The sequence below is a fragment of the Polycladomyces subterraneus genome (assembly GCF_030433435.1).
Classification (GTDB): domain Bacteria; phylum Bacillota; class Bacilli; order Thermoactinomycetales; family JIR-001; genus Polycladomyces; species Polycladomyces subterraneus.
Genome location: NZ_JANRHH010000014.1, coordinates 104,962 through 126,204, shown reverse-complemented (window position 1 = coordinate 126,204; position 21,243 = coordinate 104,962). Strand labels below are relative to the sequence as shown.

The following is a 21,243-nucleotide window of genomic DNA, read 5'->3' as shown; positions in this document are numbered from 1 at the left end:
TTGATCGGCGAGGTGATCCCGACCGACGGTTCCGGCTTGAATGTGGTGGGATTGAACGGTATCAGGTGCGAGATGTTGGGTACTGACAGCTTGATCTTGGATGTGGGAACCGGAGATGGATCCGGGTGTGAGATGGTCGGAAACCACGGCTTGCGGTGCGATTTTGCCAGATATAACTGCACCGTCAGCCAATTTATTGCTGTTGATGGCATAATCGATCAGTTTGTCAGTGGAGATTGATTCCGGGGACAACTTGGACGTGGTGATCGAATGATCTGCAATTTTTCCTCCAGTGACAGAATTTTCGGCGAGATGTTGTTCCTGCACGATTCCTTCCTGAAGATGGTCTGACTCAATTGATCGACGGTAAAGATGTTTCGAATGAATACTTTCTTTTTGAATGTGGTTACTTTTTATGGCCTGATCGTCCACCATATCAGACTGGATGGAGCGCGGTGCGATTTTGGATTGGGTTACAGCGTTGTCGGCCAAATGATGAGCGTGAATGGCACCTTTTTGTATATGTTCGTTGGAAACGGTTTTCCGTTGTAAATGCTCTGTGGTAATCGAACCGGGCGCGATTTTAGATTGGGTGACGGCACGCTCAGACAGGTGAAACTCGGTAACAACGTTTTCGGCCAGATGTTTACTGGTGATGGCTTGGTCGATAATCGCTTCACCGTGAACAGCATCGGGCGCGATTTTGGAAGCTGTCACGGAAAAATTGGCCAGTTTAGAGGTTGAAACGGATTGGTCTGCCAGTTTGGCGTTGGTGATGCATTCGTTGGCCAGCTGTCGCGACTCAATTGAGCCGGTTTTGATTTTGTTTCCAGCGATGGCCTCATCCGCTAGATGGTCGGTTTCCACATGGCCCTTGACCAAGTGTTTGGAAGTGATGGATTGCTCTTTGAGTTTTCTCCCGTCAATGCTGAGATCAGCTAACTTATCTCCGGTGACGCTGTTTTCCTTTAGGTGATCGGCATGAATTGCTTCCTTTCGTATTTTGTCGCCAGTAATGGCATCCTCCGCAAGGTGGAATCCCCGTATTGCACCGGATGCAATTTTCGGACCGGTAACGGCACCGTTGGCAATCTTGGCCGTGTTGACCGCACCGTCTGCTAAATGATCTTCCTTGACGGACTGGTACTGCAGTTTGGAGTCGTCAATCGCGCGCCGGGCAATTTTTTCTGCAGTGACCGCACCGTCGGTAAGATCATCGGTGTAGATGAAGGCTTTGGACGATTGGGAATGGAGGCGTTGTTTTTTTTGTTGATGGGCAGTTTGTTTTGCTGCAGGTCCGCCGCTTCTGGGAGCGGGGTTCAACAGGTCATCGTCGTAAGACGGTGACTCCATCGGCGTATTATGCATTTCCCTCGCTTTCAGTATTTCTTCCTGTTCTTTTTTTATGATTTCCTCCAACACCTGTTCGTCAGCCAGTTCGCTGAATTCTCTCGATGGAAAAATCGGTTCCCCTTCCAACAAACGAGACTGGATTTTTCTGTTGGAGAGGCTTTTGGATTTCTTTTTTCTCACTCGTCTCTCCATCCTTTCGCTTATAGAGTCATTCACCTATAGGTGTATTCATCAAGGGTAAACATGGACACCGGAGAACCGAAAAATGGGTGGCAACAATAGGCTTATATTGAAGATATAGGATTAAAATTGAATTATTATACAAATATTTTCTTTCATTAGGTATGAATGGAGTATATTACATAAACATGACGTGGGGATTTATGTTACCATAGACAAAGATTTTAGGTGATGCCTGAAACCTTAAAAAGGGAGATGGAGAAAAGGAGGATGTCATGCGTTTTCAACAAGCGTTGAAAAAGTCGTTTCTGTCGGTGACGGTATCGTTGATGACGGTGATGGCACTGCCCGCAGGGATCGGTCATGCCGCACCGCAACAAACTGCGGTAACGCCGTCCAACTTAAATGCATACAGTGTGGTCCAACAAATATTCCATCAATATGGAATAGATGGAACATTTATTCAAAATAATACTCAGAAACAAACGGTTGCCGATCGGCAAACGAATCAGCAATCTCAAGTCGTTTCGCGAAACAACAAACCGTCTCAACCAGCGAATCCAACCAACTCGACTGCTTCCTTGGCTGACCGGATTATTCAAACCGGGGAAAAATACCTGGGGACTCCCTACAAATATGGAGCGCCGTCCGGCCAGACAAGATACTTTGACTGCTCGTTGTTTGTACAAACGGTTTTCAAAGAGAACGGCATCAATCTTCCCCGTTCTTCCCGTGAACAAGCGCTGGTGGGTACGTATGTGCCGCGGGACCAACTGCAAAAAGGCGATCTCGTTTTCTTCACGGCTGGTCGTTCGGACGGAAAGATCGGTCACGTGGGGATCTACGCTGGCAATAATAAAATTTTGCACACCTATGGTCCGGGCGGAGTACGTTACGATAGCATGAGCACTCCCTGGTTGGACAAGACGTACGTCACGGCCCGTCGCGTGATCCGATAAGACGCGGACAAGCCCTTTGTTCCCTGGGAACAAAGGGCTTTTGTTTTTGATCGCGTTTCGCTAAACTTGGATCAGCTCGTCACTTCCGAGGGGTTCCAATTGCCGCCAGCCAGCCATAAGGTCGGCTTGCCCGTGGGACCGCGAAACAGACGAAACGCCACCAAACCGGAGGAGAAGCACAATTTAAGGCTAGGGATGTTATCGCAGGCAACGCGGGTATAGACTTTTCCCAGTTCGTCCATTGCATGCCTGAGCAAGGCTTCCCCAATCCCATTTTTTCGAAAGGCAGGATGTACGGCGATCATCGATTCGTCCAATCCGTAGCGTCCAAAGACGATGATGCCGACGATCTGTTTTTTTTCAAAGGCGATGGAGGCTAGCGTGCCTTCCGGATGTTGTTCGTTCGATAGTTGTTGAAGCCATCGAAGCGCTTTGTGCGTGATTCGTTTTTCCCCATATTTCCGGAAAAATGAGAGGATTTTGAGGTGGTGTTGAGATAATTGCTTGGGAGTGAGCATTTGTACATGCATGGCGGTTATGCCTCCTTGCTTTGCTTGAATCCACTGAGATAGAGGCAATAATGGATCAATCGAGCCAAGGACAGGTGCCGAATGTCCGGTTCATCGAATTTCATTGGTTTGGCATTGGCTTCGAAGAACCATAATCGCCCGTCTTGTTCGATGCCCAAATCCATCGACATTTCCCCCAGGTTGCATTGTTTTTCCGTCTCGATGTGGCGGGCGATCTTGAGTGCCGTCTGCTCAATCGCCTCTTGGATCTCGGATTGGCGGTTCCGAAATACGTCCCGCAATACTTCGGGGGCGGGTGCGATGGATCCACCCATGGGAACATGCGTGGAAATAGCGTCCTGTCCTGCAACGCGAATCCCCAGGCCGGTGACTTGCCAACATCCCGTTCCATCTTTTTGCAACAACAGTCGCAGATCAAATGGGCGGTTGCGGTAGGTAGCCAGGGGAATGCCCTGTTGTAGAATGTATTTTCGGTGATACGTCAGGGTCTCCAAAAATTGCCACAACGACTTTAACTGAGTCGTATGGTATCGTTTTTTGCCATTTCGCGTTTGATGGATGACTTCATACCCGTTCGGCTTGCGAATGATGCGGATCATATCCAGCCCTGCCTTCCCGTCGACCGGTTTCAAAAACAAAATGGGATGGCGCTGAAATAATTGACGGCATTCGGTTCCGTTGTTCCATTGAACCGTTTCAGGCAGAAAGGGTTGAGTCTCATCGGAGTTCATCAGATATTCGTACAACGTCCATTTATCGAAGAAACTGGGGTTAAACAGCTGAATCCCAGGCGTATCCAGGAAGAATTGGATCGCGTCTTGCTCTTCATGTCGTTTTTCCGAAAGGCGGTTGGGGATGCGGTTATATACGATGTTGGGCATGGGCATGGTAGCCGGAATCCAGCGTATTTTCTCCCCGTGATCGTCCAGCAGGTAACCTCGAACGGAGGAAGTGTAGGGATTGATGCCGCGGGGGGTGACGACGAAAACGGTCACCCCGAGTTTGCGACCCATCCGAATAATGTCGATAAAATTGCGCTTATTTCCTCGAAAGTCGCGATTTCCGTCGGAGGTGAGGATAGCGACGAACGGTCCGGCTCTGTATTCATCATCATCACTGGTGGGTAATATCCAGGCGGGAGTGTATCGGGTGTTGCTGCTGCTGGTTCTTTTCTGTACGACGGGAATTTTGGCTTTCCAGCGTATTCCCAAAATAACCGATAATTGTTCGGGCAACGGTTTCGGCGAGTACCGCGGATGAGGGATGAACGCGACGGGGGTGGTCGCATTTTGCCATGCAAACCAACCAGCATTCGCTAACGCCACCGATCAACATCCTCTCTACACGAAATTGGCGAGTCTCAGGCTGTATTCCGTGATGTATCGGGCCGATTTGCGGCCGGCATCACGCAGGTCGGGGTGGAGAAAAATGTGGCGTCCCGGCTTGGCGTTGACCTCAAACAGCCATACTTGATGATTTCGATCGACGCCGATGTCTAGTCCCAACTCGCCGAGGGGACCTTCAATCTGCTCCTCCAGCACTTCAGCGATGCGGATGGAGGCTTCGTGGATCGCTTCTTTGACATATTGCTCCTGTTCACCGAATATCTTTTGCATCAGCGTGGAGGTCGAAAGCAATTGACCACCGGTACGCACATGGGTGGTCACACTACCGAAACCCGCCACTTTGGTACCGATGCCAACCACCTGCCATTGACCGGATTTGTCTTTGTGCATATGCACTCGAAAGTCGACCGGGCGGCCTTCATACTTGATCAACCGAATGCCTTGTTGCACTAGATAACGTTCAAAACGGTGTAATTGCTTGCCGAAATAATATTGGATCAGCTTATCGAGCGAATGGAAACGGTGCAGAATATTTTTGTTCCCTTCGCGAAACCGGCAATAATAGCCGCCTGTCGGATGCTGGGTGATGCGAAAGATGCCAAGGCCCAGGCTGCCTCCGTTGGGCTTGAGATAGACCATTTGGTGCCGATCCAGCATTTCCTGGATTTTATTGATGGAAGGGCAAAGTGCGGATTCGGGGATGAATGCAGCGGTTAGCGGGTGATTGTGGAGCAATTCGTGGATGGACCATTTGTTGAAAAATCCTTGGTTGAAAACCTGGCAATCGGTCAACGATTTCAACCGGTTGAGGCATTGTTTGACGTGAGGTAACGATTCGGTTTTGCGATTAGGTACGCGTTCGTAGACCACGTCGGGGAAAGGAGCCGTCAGACGTTCCCAGTGAAAATGCCCTGTCTTGTCTTTTCGAATGAACCAACCGTTGATCACGTGGCGCTGCCAATCTATCATTTCAGGAGTGAAAACATAAAAATATGGTTTTTCATCCTGTCCGGCGACGAGGAAGTTGCGAAACAAGTGTGATCGGATGCCAAACGGTGAATCGGTGGAGCCAGTAAAACCGGTTGTCAGTATGGCGAGGACCGGTCCCAGTTTGATGCACCGATTTTGGAATGAGACCCGTACCTCGCCAAAGTAAGGAATACTGAGCTGTCGGGCTGTTGCAACGGGAAGATAAATAATCGGTTCACGCCTCCTAATGCTGACCACGTGGGTGATCAGCATTTTGTTTCCCAACGAAATTTTGACGGATTGTCCGTTTTGGCATCCCCATTCTTCCATCAGCGGTTTTGTGAGGATGACGGTATTGGTTGGGGCATTTGATAAAGGAAGTATGCGGCAAATAATGGAACTCATAGTGACCCTCCTACTTGCCCGTCCAACAGAGCCCGGGCATATCGCATCGGCAACTCAATGGAACGACGGCGGACTTCTTTCTCACCGGTCAACATAAATACGCTCCGTCCCGGCTTGGAATTGACCTCCAACAGCCAGACACGGCCCTGGGGATCGACACCGACGTCCAAGCCCACTTCCACCATGCGACCATGTCTAGACTCGATCCGCATTGGAACTTGCGTAGACAACCATTGCAGTTTTTCGAGGATATCTATCCGAAGTTCCGGTGTGTATTGGCGGGAGAAAAACCATTCGGCCCTAACGGCTTTCCCTCCCCCGTGAAGATTGGACGTCAGTGTTTGTGGTTTGCCCATGCGGACAGCCATTCCGGTTTGGACCCATTCTCCTCTTTCACTTTTTTGCATCAGGATCCGGATGTCGAACGGTCGGCCATCCGTGGTATACAGCGGCAGATACGGTTGAACAACATAACGGGAGCCGTGAGTGAATCGGGATATCCACTGCTCCATTTGGGAGCGGTTGACCAAATGGTGATCAAATGTCCGGTTGTCGCGTGTGCGACCGCGCACGCGAATACCATCTTTTCCGGGAAGGATGGCCGCCACTCCTCTACCGTGACTGCCGCCGTTGGGTTTGATCACAGCGGAACGGTAGCGCCGTAGGATCGTGTATAAATCCTGCATGGTCGTAAGACGTCGGGTTTCCGGGAGATGAGGTCGAAGATCGGGATCTTCAGCCAGAAACGCATAGGTTTGCCATTTTCCGCCCAGCGGCCTCCCCAATAGACGGATTAGAGGATCGTTAACCAGCTTGTTAACGTGGGGTTTGTAGTCCAGATAGTGACGAGTGTTGGTATAGTAACACCGATCGTAAATCAAGAGGGGAAGTGGGAAGCTTGAAGCGATCCATTGCCCGCGCCGGGTGGAATACTGCCAGGCGGAAACGGAACGTCGCTCCCAGTCGACCTCTTTGGGGCAAAAGACGATAACCCGTATTCCTACCTGCTGACCTTCCAAGGTCAATTGTTTGAAATAGGCGGTTTCATGGAAAGGCGGGGTTCCGCGTGTCTTACAAACGGTGATCCCCAGTGTGGGCGTTTTGTCCTGATCACCGCTCATCGGGCTTTCCTCCTGACAGGTTTGATTTGCGTCTATGCTTGATATTACGTCGCCTCTTCGCTGAAGGAACCAAACCGCAGAGGTGGCAAGTGTAATCAATCAGTCGGGAGACGGATGGCCGGGTGGCCAAAGTGGGATTCGTTACCGTATCGTCTGTCTTGGATGGCTTGGAATTGATCTCCAGTAACCACAGTTTGCCCTGGATGTCCATCGCCAGGTCGATTCCCAGTTCTGCGTAATGACCGTCGGACAACTGCTCAAATGTCTGGGCGATCTGTATGGCTTTGGCGCGAAGCTGTGCGGGGGTCGGCTTGTGGGGCACCTGCAGGCTCAGCAGCACTTCTTCTGCTTTGCGCAATGTGCCGCCCCGAGCAAGATTGGACACGATGTCCTGATCGTTGGCGACGCGTCCCACGGTGGACGTGACCGCCCATTCGCCGTGAATATTCTTTTGCACTAAGACGCGGAAATCGATTGGGCGCCCATTCTCTCTGACCAGCGTCAGTCCCTGTTGAATGATGTAAGGAGACCGTCTGATACGTCGTTGCAATCGCTTCACCGCTTCCGGGACGGAACGTACCGTATGCGTCAGGTTGCGCGTCGCAGAGGTGTATTGGCACGTGACGCCCCCACCATGGTTGGTGACGCGAATAATGCCGTTTCCCAGGCTGCCATTGGTCGGCTTCAAGTACAGACAGGGGTATTTCATCAACATGATCCGCAAGATATTGGGGGAAAACGGATAAGTTTCAGGCAACATGGCCCGAATTTCTGGATCCCGTTTTAAAATGTCGTACACTTGTTGTTTGTCCAGAAAACGCTCGTTGAAAATGGAGATATGATGCAGATTGCGCAGTTGCTGGATTTTTTGTTGCAGTTTTGGTTGCGCTTCGATACGGCGGGACGTGATCCGGTTGTACACCACATCTGGCAGTGGAAGCAACACCTTTTGCCACTGATTTTGCTCATAAACCCATCCCTGAACCGTTTTGTTCTCCAAGAGGATTTCTTCCGGTCGGAGAACGCTCACCACAACACCGCGATTTTTGCCGGCGAGGATGCATTCTTCCAGGAAGCGGGTCATCGCCCCGAAAGGCTGGTCAATTTCGTTTTCCTGTACGTCTTGGTTGATCAGGATGCCGAGAATGGGTCCGAATCGTAACACGCGCCCCTTCGGATCATATCGCGCGTTGATGGACAGTTGCTGTGTCAGGTGGAGGTGATGCGCCAGCGAAGCGCTGATGCGAATCAGAGGGCTTTGCGTTTGGGTCAATGCGACGAGACCTGTTCCGGCAGCCGAACCGAAGGCGGTCCATATGGTGTGCTGCTGCAGATGGAGCTTTCGGGCCAGATGACGGCTGATGACCATGTTCATTTGCGGGGGAAAGTATCGGTTCGGCACGATTTGAATTTGTACGCGATGTTGCCCCATGACGATCCCCTTCCGCTATATTTGGCTAATGTATCGTATGTAGGCATGTATATGCAGGTGAAAAAAAGGGGCTTGCCTATCGAACAGCCTGCACGTGCGGGGAGGGACTTTGTCTCTTACGGCAAACACGTTACAATGATAGTGAAGTGACGAGTGCGTGTCCGGTCAATCATTCATCAGGTGTCAATACTTCCCGCCCCGGTTGACTTCGTGCAGGGTGCAGGTGGAGCAAGCCGGGATAGGGCGATGCGACCCGTATTTACTGGACACGCTCAAAACCAGAAAAGATCGGGAGGGAGCATCACAGTGAAAATCCTGTTTCACGGGCACAGCTGTTTCGAGCTGGAACATGACGGCAAACGCGTGATCATCGATCCGTTCCTGACGGGCAACCCGAAAGCGACAGCCAAACCGGAAGACATCCGCGTGGATGCCATTCTGCTGACCCACGGGCACGGGGATCATGTCGGCGACGCCCTCCAAATCGCCAAGGAAAACAACGCCACGATTATTGCACCGTTCGAGTTAGCCACATGGTTTGGATGGCAAGGAGCCAAGGTGCATCCCTTGCACATCGGCGGAGGTCATACGTTTGATTTCGGTCGCGTGAAATTGACGCCTGCTTTCCACGGCTCCGGCTTTATCCGTGAAGATAAGCAGGAAATTATCTATCTCGGCATGCCAGCCGGCCTGATCGTCACCATGGGGGACTATACCATCTACCATGCGGGAGATACCGGTTTGTTCTCCGACATGAAACTGATCGGTATGCAACATGAAGTAGATGTGGCCATGCTGCCGATCGGGGACAATTTTACGATGGGACCCGAAGATGCGTTGTTGGCGGCCGAATGGGTGGGTGCCAAACGTGTAATTCCCATGCATTACAACACCTTCCCGTTGATTGAGCAGGATGCCGACGCTTTTGTGAAACGGTTGGAGAAGAAAGGCATCCGGGGTGTCATCCTGCAAAGCGGGGAATCGATCGATCTCACTCGATAAAAAAATGTAAATGCGATGTAACCTGACTGTAATCTACTTCTATTACGATAAAAAACAGGATGAAAACCCCCTTCATTGAGACGGAGCCACACCGTCTCTTTTTTTTTGCATTTCGTCCGAGGCCTGTACGTAAAATGTAACAACGGTGTGCGGGAGGGATGGTGCATGTTGCGGAACAAGCACGGCTTATCGCTGGTGTTGACGTTGACGATGATGTTGCTGGCGATTCCCCGTCTGCCGTTTTCCGCCGAGTGGGGATGGGGTTCATGGTTTGCCGTATTGTGGACGTCCTTGGCCGTGCTCGTCGCGGCGGCCCACGGTTGGATGGCCTGGCGGACAGAGCGGGAGCGCGAACGGCGGGAAGAGCGGGAGCGGAGACAACGGTGGCTGGAAGCACAGCGGACATGGAACCCCCGTCTGTCGGGCAGACAGAAGCGGCGTATGGGATAGGACAGGTTGGTGAAACATATTCCAGCAAACAACTGTTGAACGATGTTGGAAACCGGCGGAAAAATTGCACGCCAATGTTGAGGGATGTATCGTGTTTCAGTTTGAAACGAAAGCTGTTACTTGGTAGAGAGATAAAGGAGAGTCGAGACTCTCCTTTTCTTTTTTTGGACTGTATCTTATTTGGTGTATAATGTTATATAACAGGATCAACAATTTGGGGGAAAGAAGGGATTCGTATGCCCACCAAACATGAGCAAATTTTAAAATATATCGAGCAATTGGAGGTCGGCCACAAAATCTCCGTCCGTCAGATCGCCCAGACGCTGGGGGTCAGCGAAGGGACGGCGTATCGAGCGATCAAGGACGCCGAGGTTCAGGGACTGGTCAACACGATCGAACGCGTCGGCACGGTTCGGATCGAGAAAAAACAGCGTTCGGATATCGAACGACTCACGTTTGCGGAAGTGGTCAATATCGTTGACGGCCAAGTGTTGGGCGGTCGGGGCGGATTGCACAAAACCCTGAACCGGTTCGTGATCGGTGCGATGAAACTGGAGGCGATGATGCGGTACGTGGAACCGGGCAACCTGTTGATCGTAGGAAACCGGGACAATGTACACCGCATCTCCCTTCAGCGTGGCGCCGCAGTATTGATCACAGGCGGCTTCGATACGACGGATGAAGTGAAGGCGTTGGCCGACGAGCTGGAGCTGCCCGTCATCTCCTGCAGTTATGATACGTTCACCGTGGCGTCAATGATCAACCGCGCGATCGACGACCGTTTGATCAAAAAGGAAATCCTGTTGGTGGAAGATATGTTGTCCCCGGAGCGCAAGCCGGTTGCTCTGCATATGGACGACCAAGTGACACGATTCCACGAGATGGTGCAACAGACGGGGCACAGTCGTTATCCAGTTGTGGACGACGGAAACAGAGTAGTCGGCATGGTGACCACCAAAGATGTGATGGGGCACGATCCAAAAGAGCGGCTGGAGAAGGTAATGACCAAATATCCCATCACCGTGACGCCGAAAACCTCGTTGGCATCGGCGGCTCACGAGATGGTATGGGAAGGGATTGAACTGTTGCCTGTGGTCAACGAACAGCGCAAGCTGTTGGGTGTGATCAGCCGCCAGGATGTAATTAAATCGCTGCAATATATGTCCAAACAGCCGCAAGTGGGGGAAACGATCCACGATCTGATTTTCCAGGGGTTCAGCGAAGTGCGGGAAAAAAACGGCCAGGTGGCGTTTCGAGGAATGGTGACGCCACAGATGACGGATTCGCTGGGAACGCTCAGTACCGGTGTGCTGACCGCTCTGATCACGGAAGCGGCGAACCGCGTCCTACGTCGCCAGCGGCGCAGCGATCTGGTGCCGGAAACCCTGACAATCTATCTGTTAAAGCCAGTACAGTTGGAGAGCGAAATTCAGCTCGTTCCACGCATATTGGAGATGGGACGCAAGTTCGCCAAAGTGGATATGGAAGTTTACCACGAGGAGCAATTGGTTTCCAAAGCGTTGGTGTCGGCGCAGGTGTTTGAACGGTGATGAATCTCCTAATGGAAATCCATGCTGACTTGTCACGGGAGCCGGTATTCCCACGCTTGCGCAGTAGCGGGTTGGTCAGAGAGCCAGGGGGAAAGCGGCTCCCGTTTTTTCGCGTAAGCTCCCAATAATATTTTTTCTGCTAACGGTTTTGAGAGTAACGAATCAATACACGCCGGAATAAGCCCCCCTGATATAGGACCCGTATTTCCACTGAAGTTCATTCAATCATCCGTCTCTTTTTCCTTGATCTTGGCGATTGTCTCCAAATGCGTTTCGATTCGATTCACTTTTTTCACCATCCAGACGATGAACCAGATGAAGGCGATGGGAATGCCGATGAAAACAAGAAAACTAACCAACTGAAAGATTGAAGTAAGAATCTCAAACATGTGATCCGAGTGCCTCACTTTTTTTCAGTATTTTTCTGATATGTGTGATCAATCTGGCGATCGGGACTTCGCTGAAAAATGATCACCCTTTTTTATGAGGAGTGAACAATATTGGCGGGATCGCGGGGAGAAAGAATTTGAAAAACTGCTGTGTGTACTGATTGAACTGGCAGCAAACCCATTCATTACTCGGTGTATCGTCCCACTTATATTATATGTTGGCAGGAAATAAGCCGCTACCAGCGGCTGAATTCACTCACATCGACGTCCTTTTTGAGGCCCGAACCCGTCGAATACCATCCAACAAGCAACTCACACCCAAGGCCAGTTTCAGCCACGGATGACCGTCGTTGGTGACCGCTTCGATCAAAGACATAGAAAGGAAAATCATGCCGATATAGACGAAAAATTGTCCCTGGGTCATCTGTTTTTCGGCCCCTTCCGCCCGGCGGAACTTGAAAAAGAGCCGGATCAGCAGGACAAAAGCGATCACAAAGACGAGGATGCCGACCAACAGGAGCAAACTGCTCAAGATCATCCCTCCTAAAAATGAAGCTGAAAAGAAAAAACGGCTGGTCAAAAGCCGTTCGTTATCCACGTGCGGGATCGGTTTCGTTGTTGGTGTCATGGTCACCGCTGTCGTCTTTGGTTTTGGTTGTTTCCGCAATATCGCCCTCCTGATTCAACAGCGTGCGAAAATGGCGGTAATGTTTGATCCCATAATACAAATTAATCAAGCCGATAACCAGGATCAACGTGTTCAACAAGGTGCGCAACCACGTACCGCCTGGAGTGGCGAAATGCAAGCCGGCGATGGCGAGAAACATGACCCCCATGCTGATGTTCATCTTGGCTTGGTGAAAACCGCGTCGGTTTCCTTCCGCCCGGCGAGCAGCCAAGTTGTTGATGAAGACAAGGATCGCCGTCACAATGACGATGGCGACGAAGAACAACAAAAGCGTTTTCATGACATCCTCCTACAAAACAACAAGAATATGTACACAATAGAACGCCGCCACCAAGACAGGTGGAGGCGAAACTTGTGGATGTTTCCGTCAGCCTTCCTGTTTTTCAGGGATGAACCAGTACCCATGCGGTGTGCGGTCGATATGAACCGGAATATCCATGTTGGCCAATTCTTTTTCGATCCATTGGGCCACTTCTTCAGTTTCCGCGTATGCGGAATAGCCCTTTTTAATCTTTTCCAATTTGGCTTTGGCCAAATGTTTACGATTGATGATCATGGTGGTTCCCCCTTTCCTTCTATGTTTCATCATACCCTAAAATGAAAAGATTTGCGACACGTTTTGTCAACCGGTCACAGCATTGTCAGATCAGCTTAGCTCCTCATACTTTTTTGGTCCCGATGACGGCAAACACACGATGAGGGATCATGAGCGGGTCAGGGTAGGAAGCCGTTAATATTTTTTGTAATTCAGCGTCAAAGGCATCCACTAGCTCGGGAGGCAAACTGGCACCCACTCCGGCGCTGGCACGGATTCTCCCTCTCCAACTTTCATGTGTGTAACGCACGTTTACATCGAACGAAAACGATTCTATATCTTGAAATCCGGATTTCGACAGGTCTGTCAACCATTGGGGGTAAATACCCGTCCCACCGCCGCCTTTCCATTTGGGGTTATAACGTAGAATCAACTGTTCGGTGACGGAAACGACGTTTCCCGGAAGCGGTAGCCAGTCGAAATGAACGATGGCAACTTTTCCTTCGGGTTGAAGTACTCGGTACACTTCCCGAGCGGCCTGATCCCTATCAAACCAATGCCAGCACTGACCTGCTGTCACGACATGAAAGAAATGGGCCGGAAAAGGTAGATTTTCCGCTCTCCCCTGAACATAACTGATGGTGATATTCTGTTCCCGGTCCAATTGTGCAGCCGCGGCTAACATTTGGGCGGAAGGATCCATTCCTGTCACTTTTGCTCCTTGTTTGGCCAGGGGCCGGGCCAAGTATCCCGTGCCCGTGCCGATATCCAGGATGGTTTGTCCAGCTTGACCGATTCCATAGGTTTTCAGGCGAAGAAACAACGCTTCCGGATACCCCGCGCGGTAATTTACGTAATCTTGGGAGGTCTTGCCGAAATCCACTTCCATTTCCGTCATCCCTTTTCATCCTTTGTCGTACGAATAAGAAATGGCGCTTTTTTATCTATTATAATTATTTTCTGGATATAACGCTCCTAATATCATTTACTCGTAATGATTTTATCGCTCCAAACTATATGATTTTCCAACATTCAGTACCCCTTCCAGGTCAAAAGGGCAAGTTATCACCATGGAAAAGAAACGATTCGAGGAGATCCCAAAGCTGTGATAGAACGAACTTGATCCGTTGTCTAACCGATTCTTTCCTCCTTATGTATCCCTTCTGATTGTGGTTTTGGCTGCAGTATGCGGGCAACGACGAGGGAAATAACCATAGCCCCTCCAAATCTAATGATGATCATGGGGACAAGGTACGTGTTTAAGGGAATAAAGGCAATCGTATCTTCGACCACTGCATGGCAGAGAGATAATAAAATCATCATGATTATAAGGTCCCTCTTTTTGAATGCCCTCTCCTTTACCTGTTGAATCATCATTCCGGCACCAAACATGAGTCCGAACAATAGTCCGCTGGTGATTGTAAGATTTGTTCGTTTTTCAATGCCAAGCGTTTCAATAAAGAAACTGGTCCATCTGGTAAACCGATGAATCAAATTCATATCATGTAATACTCGAATCATTACCAACAAAGGAATGGCAATGAGGCAAAATTGTAAAGTGTTGAAGGTAGCTGCCTTTAGCCCTTGTGTAAAGATTTCGGTCCATCCATTCGGAATTGCAGGTTTCGTCTTGATAAAGGCGTATTGAGCCTGGGAATTACTGCCATTCCAGTTGATATGAACAATCCATCCGAATAAAATGGCTGTGAATATTCGAAAGAAGGAGATGAGTACGGGATTCACCCCGATTTTTCTGCAGATGACGGACTCTAAAACTAAATTATGAGAAAAACTGAGCATGACGGCTAAAATAAACACCTCTTTCTTCGTTAGGGAAATTGATAAAATCGCCCCGATTCCTGCATACAAGTTAATCAAATTACCAAGGATCAGGGGGATTGTCGCTTCTCCAGGCAATCCGATCCATTTCATGGCGGGTGTTAATGCTTGGGACAAATTTTTGATTACCGTGGTATATTGAAGAATATTGACCAAGAGTGTTACTGTAAATATGACTTTTCCCAAAGTCCAAGATGTATGAATACCGGACTTTAAGCCTTTTTTCCATGCTATTGAGCTCATATTCACATTACCGCCTTGTTAGACGTCTTTGTATCCTAATCTTACCACCACCTCATTGAACATCGATAATTCTTAATATTGATACTAAGGTATCACTTTTTCTTATAGGGGAGTCTTTATGGAAATAAGTGATCTCCAAATTTTTTATGTCACTGCCAAAGAAGGGAGTATTTCGAAAGCAGCTAGAAAACTGAATTATGTACAATCAAACGTTACATCTCGAATCAAGCACTTGGAAAGACAGCTGAAAACCCAACTGTTTTACAGGCATGCCAAAGGCGTGACATTGACACCAAAGGGGAAAATTCTTCTGCAATATACAGAAAGAATCTTTGACTTAATTGAAGAGACAAAAGAAGCGGTTATGGAGACCGACACACTGATGGGCTCACTTCAAATCGGAGCCATTGAATCCGTAGCGGTTACGAGGTTGCCGAGTTCAATCTCTCGTTTTTGCAAAGAGTATCCTGATGTGAACTTGAGTTTGATGATAAACTCGTCAAAGAGGTTAATTGAGTATGTTTTGGATTTTCGGTTGGATGGAGCATTTGTAAGTTCGGCGATTGACCATCCGCACTTGATACAGAAGCCTATTTTTGAGGAAAAATTGGTCATGATTTCTTCCAAAAACGAACCTCTCAGCTTATCAGAAGCTCGCAAAAAATATCTGTTGGTTTTTGAGGAGGGTTGCTCATATAGAAACAGGTTGATAACTTGGATGAATGAACAAGGATACCACACCAATAGGATCATGGTTTTGGATTCGCTCGAAGCTATCTTGTCCTATGTCGAATCTGGGGTAGGAATCTCGATCGTTTCCCATCACTTTTTGCAACACAACGGCCATCTTCATCGATTCACCGTTCATTCCTTACCCGAAAACATTTCTATTTCCCCCGTTTTTTTCGTTTATCACAAAAACTCACAAGCAGCGATCGCGCTTGAAAGGTTTATCCAAACAGTGAAACAAAGTAATCTGACTTTGGAGGAGAAAAAATAACGTCCACAGGATGTGGACAAAACGATCAGGTGTACTCTCCCCATGACACCCATTATTCATCCGTGGGAACATCCCGCGCATCAATCCAGACTTTCAGGTCGGAATCCACCAGTGTCACATATTTGACACTGAGTTGCACCGCACTTGCTTTGGGATCGGACAAACGGATCGTTCTGCCCTGCAGGACGGAGTCCAACAAATCCGGGTTGCGCCCCAGCCATTCGATCGATTTACCCACGAACGGTTGTAATAATTTCTCCACTTCGGCTTTGATCGTTTCTTGCCCGAAACGTTGCGGTGTCAACACTTCCACCTGGATTTTGCGAATCTTGCCAGCGGCTTCCCTGCGTTTCGATTCTTCGTGTGTCAGCCGGTCCAGTTCGGTTTTGAGACGTAAGATTTCCTTTTGCTTTTGGTTGTTGGCATAGTACATGGCATCTCGTTCCAGGTAAAAACTGTCCAATTTTTCCCCCAGATAGACCAGCATGCCAGTGGCACCAATCAGGATGCCGAGGATGAAGACGACCCAGATGCGCGGATGGAGGCGGAATCGACCGGTTATGTGGTGTCTCATCATCCGTTCCCCTGGATGAGCCAGCGGATCAGGACCGTGCCAACATGGGCGCCGATAAACGCACTGAAAATGAACACCATCTGTTGAATCACCTGGTTCAATTTCCCTTCGAGAATATGGACTTCAAATGTGCGGATGGCGTCAAACGTGCCCCCGATCGCGGCCACCATCGCCCAGATTTTGAGTTGCTCCGCCAAGTTGAGCATCGTGTCCATAGGCGGTTTTCCGCCCATGACCGCACCAATGCCCCCCAGCAGCACCCCGCCAAGGACGACACCCAAGGCGATGAAAAAATCAAGTACGGTCGTGGAGATGAAATGGCTCACGGTCGATCCCGTCCTTTGGTACATGGTTTTCCCGTCCTTTTGTCACCACTTTATGAATCAACCCGGGAAAATATGTGGACAAGGGAAGCGTGACCAACAAAGGAGCGAGCAGGAACGTTATACCTGGAGCAATTCTATTGTTCTCCCGGCCAATTGGCGACACGTTTCGTCCTTGTACGGGAATTCGTTATAATGAGGGGGAAAGTTGGAAACCGGCGGGTGGTTCAAGTGAATACCTCGTTCGTGCATCTGCATGTACATACTGAATACAGTTTGTTGGACGGTGCCGCCAGGATCGATGCGCTGGTCGAGGAAGCGCGACGACTCGGAATGCCGGCATTGGCCATCACGGACCATGGTGCCATGTACGGGGTGGTGCCGTTTTATGAAGCGTGCCGGTCTGCAGGAATCAAACCGATCATCGGGTGTGAATGTTATCTGACTGACGGCGATTTGCATGAACGCCCGTCCCCGCGAGAGCACCGAATGTATCACTTGTTGCTGATCGCCAAAAACAATGAAGGCTACCGCAACTTGATGAAACTTTCCACGATTGCGCATTTGGAGGGGTTTCACTACAAACCCCGGATCGACAAGCGCGTTCTGCGGGAGCACTCAGAGGGTTTGATCGCCACCAGCTCCTGTCTGGCCGGGGAGATTCCGCAGGCCATTCTCCAAGACCGGTACTCGGATGCTCGACGGTTGGCAAGAGAATATCTTGAGATCTTTGGAGAAGGGCACTTTTTTCTCGAACTGCAGGACCATCGGATGCCGGAACAGCAAAAAGTGAACCGGTTTTTGATCGAGCTGAGTCGGGAAACTGGCATTCAGCTGATCGCCACCAACGATGTGCACTACCTCAGACAAGAGGATCATGGTGTACACGACTGTCTGCTCTGTATCGGCACCGGTCGGCGTCTGGCGGATGAGGATCGGATGCGGTTTCCGTCGGATCAGTTTTACCTGAAATCAGCGGAAGAAATGGGCAGCCTGTTTGCCCATGTGCCGGAAGCGCTGGCCAACACGGTCAGGATCGCGGAGCAGTGCCATGTGGAGATACCACTGGGACAGCGGTTATTGCCGCGTTTTCCCGTGCCAGATGGGGAGACGGCCGCATCGTATTTACGGAAGTTGTGCGAACGCGGTTTGCAGGAGAGATACGGAACCCCCACCGCGGAAGCGAAGCGGCGGTTGGATTATGAGTTGTCCGTGATTGAGCGGATGGGGTTCAGTGATTATTTTCTGATCGTATGGGATTTCGTCCGGTTTGCCCGTGAGCAGGGGATTATGACCGGACCGGGACGCGGATCGGCGGCCGGCAGTCTTGTCTCGTATGTGTTGCGGATCACGGATATCGATCCGATTCGTTACGGCCTGCTGTTTGAACGCTTTTTGAACCCCGAGCGGGTATCGATGCCCGACATTGACATCGACTTCGATTACGAGCGGCGGGATGAAGTGATCGCTTATGTGACGCGCAAATACGGCGCTGATCGTGTTGCCCAGATCATCACCTTTGGTACGATGGCTCCTCGTGCGGCAGTACGGGATGTGGGCCGGGTGATGGGGTTGCCGTACGCCGATGTGGATCGGGCGGCGAAGCTGATTCCGGCAGCACCGGGCATGACGCTGGAAAAAGCGTTTGCTGTGGAACCGCGGTTGCAACAGCTGTGCAACGACCATCCCCGGATTGCGGAGTTGATGAAGGTCGTGCGAAAGGTGGAAGGGCTTCCTCGTCACGCCTCCACACACGCCGCTGGAGTGGTGATCGCCGATCAGCCGTTGACGGCACACACACCATTACAGGAAGGGCATGATGGAGGCAGGCTGACCCAGTATCCGATGGAGGTGCTGGAGCGGATCGGATTGCTCAAGGCGGATTTCCTCGGATTGCGCAACTTGACGGTGATCGGGCGGGCAATCGAGTTGATCTGGCAGCATCACGGCAAAGCAATCGATTTCAGCCGCATGTCGTACGATGATTCTCAAACGTACGCCTTGATTTCCCGCGGTGAAACGACCGGCGTTTTTCAATTGGAGTCGGCAGGGATGCGAAAAGTGCTCCGGGAACTGAAACCTTCTCACTTTGAAGACCTGATCGCCGTATTGGCTTTGTACCGTCCGGGACCGATGGACCAGATTCCCCGGTTTATCCGTGCCAAGCACGGGCTGGAAAAGGTAAAGTATCCGCACCCAGATCTGGAGCCCATCTTGCGTGATACCTACGGGATTATCGTCTATCAGGAACAGATCATGCAAATCGCCGCTAAGATGGCTGGATTTACTTTGGGGCAGGCAGATTTGCTCCGGCGGGCTGTCTCTAAGAAAAATCGGGCATTGCTGGACGAACAGCGCACCGCATTTGTAAAGGGGTGTGTTGCCAACGGGTATGATGAGGAGACAGGCGAGAAAGTGTACGACCTGATCGTCCGATTCGCTGACTACGGCTTCAACCGCAGTCACTCCGCTGCCTATGCGGTGCTCGCCTACCAGACAGCGTATCTGAAGGCGCACTATCCCTTGGAGTATATGGCCGCCTTGCTCACTACGGTGATGGGCAGTCACGGGAAGATGGCCGAATACATTGAGGAATGCCGCCGTATGGGCATTGATGTGCGGTTGCCGGATGTAAACCGAAGCGCCGCTGCGTTCTCAGTGGAAGATGGTGCGATCCGCTTCGGTCTGGCTGCAGTCAAACACGTGGGGAAGGGTGCGATCCGTGCGCTCATCCGGGAGCGGGAAAAGCGACCGTTTCGCGACTTGTTCGATTTGTGTGCGCGGGTGGATTTGCGCGTCTGCAATCGCAGGGTGCTGGAGGCGCTCATCCAATGCGGGGGGATGGATGCGTTTCCCGGTCACCGCGCCCAATGGCTGGCCATGTTGGATGAAGCGATGGAATATGGTACTTCAGTGCAGAAAAGCCGATCCAACGACCAGCTGGGATTGTTCGAGGATGAGGAGCCTGAAGAACCGCTTACCCGTTTCTCCTATGACAATGTCACGCCGTTTTCGCAAAAGGAGAAGTTGGAGCTGGAGCGGGAATTGTTGGGCTTGTACGTATCCGGTCATCCACTGCAGCCCTACCGCCGTGTGATCGAGGCTTATGCCACCCATGCCGCGGCTCAACTGGATGAATGCCGCGAATCGGAAACGGTGACCGTGGCGGGCGTCATCACCGAAGTGAAGCCGATTACCACGAAACGGGGCGAGGCGATGGCCTTCGCACAGATCGAAGAGAGCGGGGTGCAGGTGGAGGTGGTTCTGTTTCCCCGCGTGTTGGAACGGTATCGCGCAGCGGTGCGACTCGACCGGCCTGTATTGGTGACGGGAAGGGTAAACCACCATGAAAACGGCGTCAAGATATTGGCCGACAAGGTGGAAGAGTTGGAGTCACTGGCCCAACATCAAGATGTCGAAAAACAGATGGAAGACAGGCGCGCGTATGTCCGTATCCCGGCAGATCGCGAGGAGAAAAGCCGCTTGGAAGCGTTGAAACGCGTCCTGCTCACCCATCGTGGAGTGGTGCCCGTTTATCTGTATTACGAGCGTACGCGAAAGGTGCTGGCGCTGCCCACCGACAAATTCGGCATCGAACCCACTGGCGAATGCCGAGCGCAAATCGAGGCTATCCTAGGAAAACACGCATTTCAAATCGTGAGACGAAATGGAACCTCGTCTCACTCAGGTGCATAGGATGGGGAACGATTCGTTTTTGGAAGAGGTGGGTGGCGTGTTTTATCGCCATGTGGTCAAACTGTTGGAGCAGCGGGGAGTGTCGCTGGAAGCGATCGGGGAGATCGTGTACGAGCTCCAGCGGCCCTACAACGATACATTGTCCCTGGATGAATGTGTGGAAAGTGTATCCCACGTCCTCAAAAAAAGGGAAGTCCAGAATGCACTCCTTACGGGAATTGCCCTTGATGAACTGGCGGAAGCCAAGAAATTGCCGCAACCCTTACAAACGATGATGGAGATCGATGAGCCGCTTTACGGTGTGGATGAAATCCTGGCGCTCTCCATCATCAACGTGTACGGAACGATTGGGCTGACCAGCTTTGGCTATTTAGACAAAATCAAAGTGGGGATCTTGAAACGGTTGAATCACCGAAACGACCAAATCCACGTGTTTTTGGACGATCTGGTGGCCGGTGTCGCGGCGGCGGCTTCCGCCCGGATCGCGCACCGCCACCCTGATACACAGCGATATGCGGCGGATATGGATGAATCAACCGGACTGGATGAGGAAGGATAAAAGCGAACCCATACAAAGAACACCGGCTCCCGGTTTTGCGGAAAGCCGGTGTTTTTGTTGATGGATCTTTTCCGTGTGATGAATTTTTTGCTATTCATCT

General features: G+C 50.7%; 20 protein-coding genes and 1 pseudogene. 7 read left to right on the top strand and 14 right to left on the bottom strand.

What is annotated here, in order from left to right; all coding sequences use genetic code 11:
- Positions 1–1,533 (bottom strand): annotated as a pseudogene (locus tag NWF35_RS03415) (hypothetical protein); the annotation flags it as partial.
- Between the two features lie 275 nt (positions 1,534–1,808).
- Here NWF35_RS03415 and NWF35_RS03410 point away from each other — a divergent pair.
- Positions 1,809–2,492 (top strand): C40 family peptidase, encoded by a 684-nt coding sequence (locus tag NWF35_RS03410; protein ID WP_301237678.1) that lies wholly within the window; start codon positions 1,809–1,811, stop codon positions 2,490–2,492.
- A 71-nt stretch (positions 2,493–2,563) separates the two neighbouring features.
- Here the strand turns inward: NWF35_RS03410 and NWF35_RS03405 are convergent, their stop codons facing one another.
- The 5 genes from NWF35_RS03405 to NWF35_RS03385 are packed head-to-tail and all read right to left on the bottom strand — an operon-like array spanning position 2,564 to position 8,295.
- Complete coding sequence (locus NWF35_RS03405; protein ID WP_301237677.1) at positions 2,564–3,022, bottom strand: GNAT family N-acetyltransferase; 459 nt, start codon at positions 3,020–3,022, stop codon at positions 2,564–2,566.
- A gap of 5 nt (positions 3,023–3,027) precedes the next feature.
- On the bottom strand, positions 3,028–4,347 hold the full coding sequence (locus tag NWF35_RS03400; RefSeq protein WP_301237676.1) for a YheC/YheD family endospore coat-associated protein: 1,320 nt from the start codon (positions 4,345–4,347) through the stop codon (positions 3,028–3,030).
- Positions 4,348–4,362: 15 nt separating this feature from the next.
- On the bottom strand, positions 4,363–5,742 hold the full coding sequence (locus tag NWF35_RS03395) for a YheC/YheD family endospore coat-associated protein (RefSeq protein WP_301237675.1): 1,380 nt from the start codon (positions 5,740–5,742) through the stop codon (positions 4,363–4,365).
- Positions 5,739–6,863, bottom strand: a complete 1,125-nt coding sequence (locus tag NWF35_RS03390; RefSeq protein WP_301237674.1) for a YheC/YheD family endospore coat-associated protein — start codon at positions 6,861–6,863, stop codon at positions 5,739–5,741. Before NWF35_RS03390 ends, NWF35_RS03395 begins: the two co-directional genes overlap by 4 nt.
- Entirely contained in the window at positions 6,853–8,295 is a 1,443-nt protein-coding gene (locus NWF35_RS03385) for a YheC/YheD family endospore coat-associated protein (RefSeq protein ID WP_301237673.1), read from the bottom strand. The genes NWF35_RS03390 and NWF35_RS03385 overlap by 11 nt, the downstream gene beginning before the upstream one ends.
- Positions 8,296–8,601: 306 nt before the next feature.
- Between NWF35_RS03385 and NWF35_RS03380 the strand changes: the two genes are divergently transcribed.
- From NWF35_RS03380 to NWF35_RS03370, 3 genes are all read left to right on the top strand, one after another.
- Positions 8,602–9,297, top strand: coding sequence for a metal-dependent hydrolase (locus NWF35_RS03380; RefSeq protein ID WP_301237672.1), 696 nt, complete (start codon positions 8,602–8,604; stop codon positions 9,295–9,297).
- 165 nt (positions 9,298–9,462) lie between these two features.
- The gene (locus NWF35_RS03375) at positions 9,463–9,747 is read left to right on the top strand and encodes a hypothetical protein (RefSeq protein WP_301237671.1); all 285 of its coding nucleotides are present in this window, start codon (positions 9,463–9,465) and stop codon (positions 9,745–9,747) included.
- 236 nt (positions 9,748–9,983) lie between these two features.
- Complete coding sequence (locus NWF35_RS03370; protein ID WP_301237670.1) at positions 9,984–11,297, top strand: DRTGG domain-containing protein; 1,314 nt, start codon at positions 9,984–9,986, stop codon at positions 11,295–11,297.
- Between the two features lie 221 nt (positions 11,298–11,518).
- On the opposite strand, the gene NWF35_RS03365 is transcribed toward NWF35_RS03370, so the two are convergent.
- The 6 genes from NWF35_RS03365 to NWF35_RS03340 all read right to left on the bottom strand — a co-directional run bounded on the left by NWF35_RS03365 (position 11,519) and on the right by NWF35_RS03340 (position 14,991).
- Positions 11,519–11,686, bottom strand: a complete 168-nt coding sequence (locus NWF35_RS03365; protein ID WP_301237669.1) for a hypothetical protein — start codon at positions 11,684–11,686, stop codon at positions 11,519–11,521.
- A 256-nt stretch (positions 11,687–11,942) separates the two neighbouring features.
- The gene (locus tag NWF35_RS03360) at positions 11,943–12,218 is read right to left on the bottom strand and encodes a hypothetical protein (protein ID WP_301237668.1); all 276 of its coding nucleotides are present in this window, start codon (positions 12,216–12,218) and stop codon (positions 11,943–11,945) included.
- Positions 12,219–12,276: 58 nt separating this feature from the next.
- Positions 12,277–12,654 carry a YtpI family protein gene (locus NWF35_RS03355; RefSeq protein WP_301237667.1) on the bottom strand — a complete coding sequence of 126 codons (378 nt, stop codon included), beginning with the start codon at positions 12,652–12,654 and terminating at the stop codon, positions 12,277–12,279.
- 87 nt (positions 12,655–12,741) lie between these two features.
- Positions 12,742–12,930, bottom strand: a complete 189-nt coding sequence (locus tag NWF35_RS03350) for a YtzJ family protein (protein ID WP_301237666.1) — start codon at positions 12,928–12,930, stop codon at positions 12,742–12,744.
- Between the two features lie 103 nt (positions 12,931–13,033).
- Complete coding sequence (locus NWF35_RS03345; RefSeq protein ID WP_301237665.1) at positions 13,034–13,807, bottom strand: class I SAM-dependent methyltransferase; 774 nt, start codon at positions 13,805–13,807, stop codon at positions 13,034–13,036.
- Positions 13,808–14,040: 233 nt separating this feature from the next.
- Positions 14,041–14,991 carry a nucleoside recognition domain-containing protein gene (locus NWF35_RS03340; protein ID WP_301237664.1) on the bottom strand — a complete coding sequence of 317 codons (951 nt, stop codon included), beginning with the start codon at positions 14,989–14,991 and terminating at the stop codon, positions 14,041–14,043.
- Positions 14,992–15,109: 118 nt separating this feature from the next.
- Between NWF35_RS03340 and NWF35_RS03335 the strand changes: the two genes are divergently transcribed.
- Positions 15,110–15,991 (top strand): LysR family transcriptional regulator, encoded by an 882-nt coding sequence (locus NWF35_RS03335; protein WP_301237663.1) that lies wholly within the window; start codon positions 15,110–15,112, stop codon positions 15,989–15,991.
- Positions 15,992–16,043: 52 nt separating this feature from the next.
- Here the strand turns inward: NWF35_RS03335 and NWF35_RS03330 are convergent, their stop codons facing one another.
- Together NWF35_RS03330 and NWF35_RS03325 are read right to left on the bottom strand one after the other, a co-directional pair.
- Entirely contained in the window at positions 16,044–16,565 is a 522-nt protein-coding gene (locus tag NWF35_RS03330; protein ID WP_301237662.1) for a sporulation membrane protein YtrI, read from the bottom strand.
- A complete protein-coding gene (locus NWF35_RS03325) occupies positions 16,565–16,891 on the bottom strand; it encodes a YtrH family sporulation protein (RefSeq protein ID WP_301237689.1) in 327 nt (108 codons plus the stop codon). The genes NWF35_RS03330 and NWF35_RS03325 overlap by 1 nt, the downstream gene beginning before the upstream one ends.
- A 192-nt stretch (positions 16,892–17,083) precedes the next feature.
- Between NWF35_RS03325 and NWF35_RS03320 the strand changes: the two genes are divergently transcribed.
- Complete coding sequence (locus NWF35_RS03320; protein ID WP_435873825.1) at positions 17,084–20,584, top strand: DNA polymerase III subunit alpha; 3,501 nt, start codon at positions 17,084–17,086, stop codon at positions 20,582–20,584.
- 1 nt (position 20,585) lies between these two features.
- Positions 20,586–21,143, top strand: a complete 558-nt coding sequence (locus NWF35_RS03315; protein ID WP_301237660.1) for a phosphatidylglycerophosphatase A family protein — start codon at positions 20,586–20,588, stop codon at positions 21,141–21,143.
- The last annotated feature ends 100 nt before the right edge of the window (positions 21,144–21,243 follow it).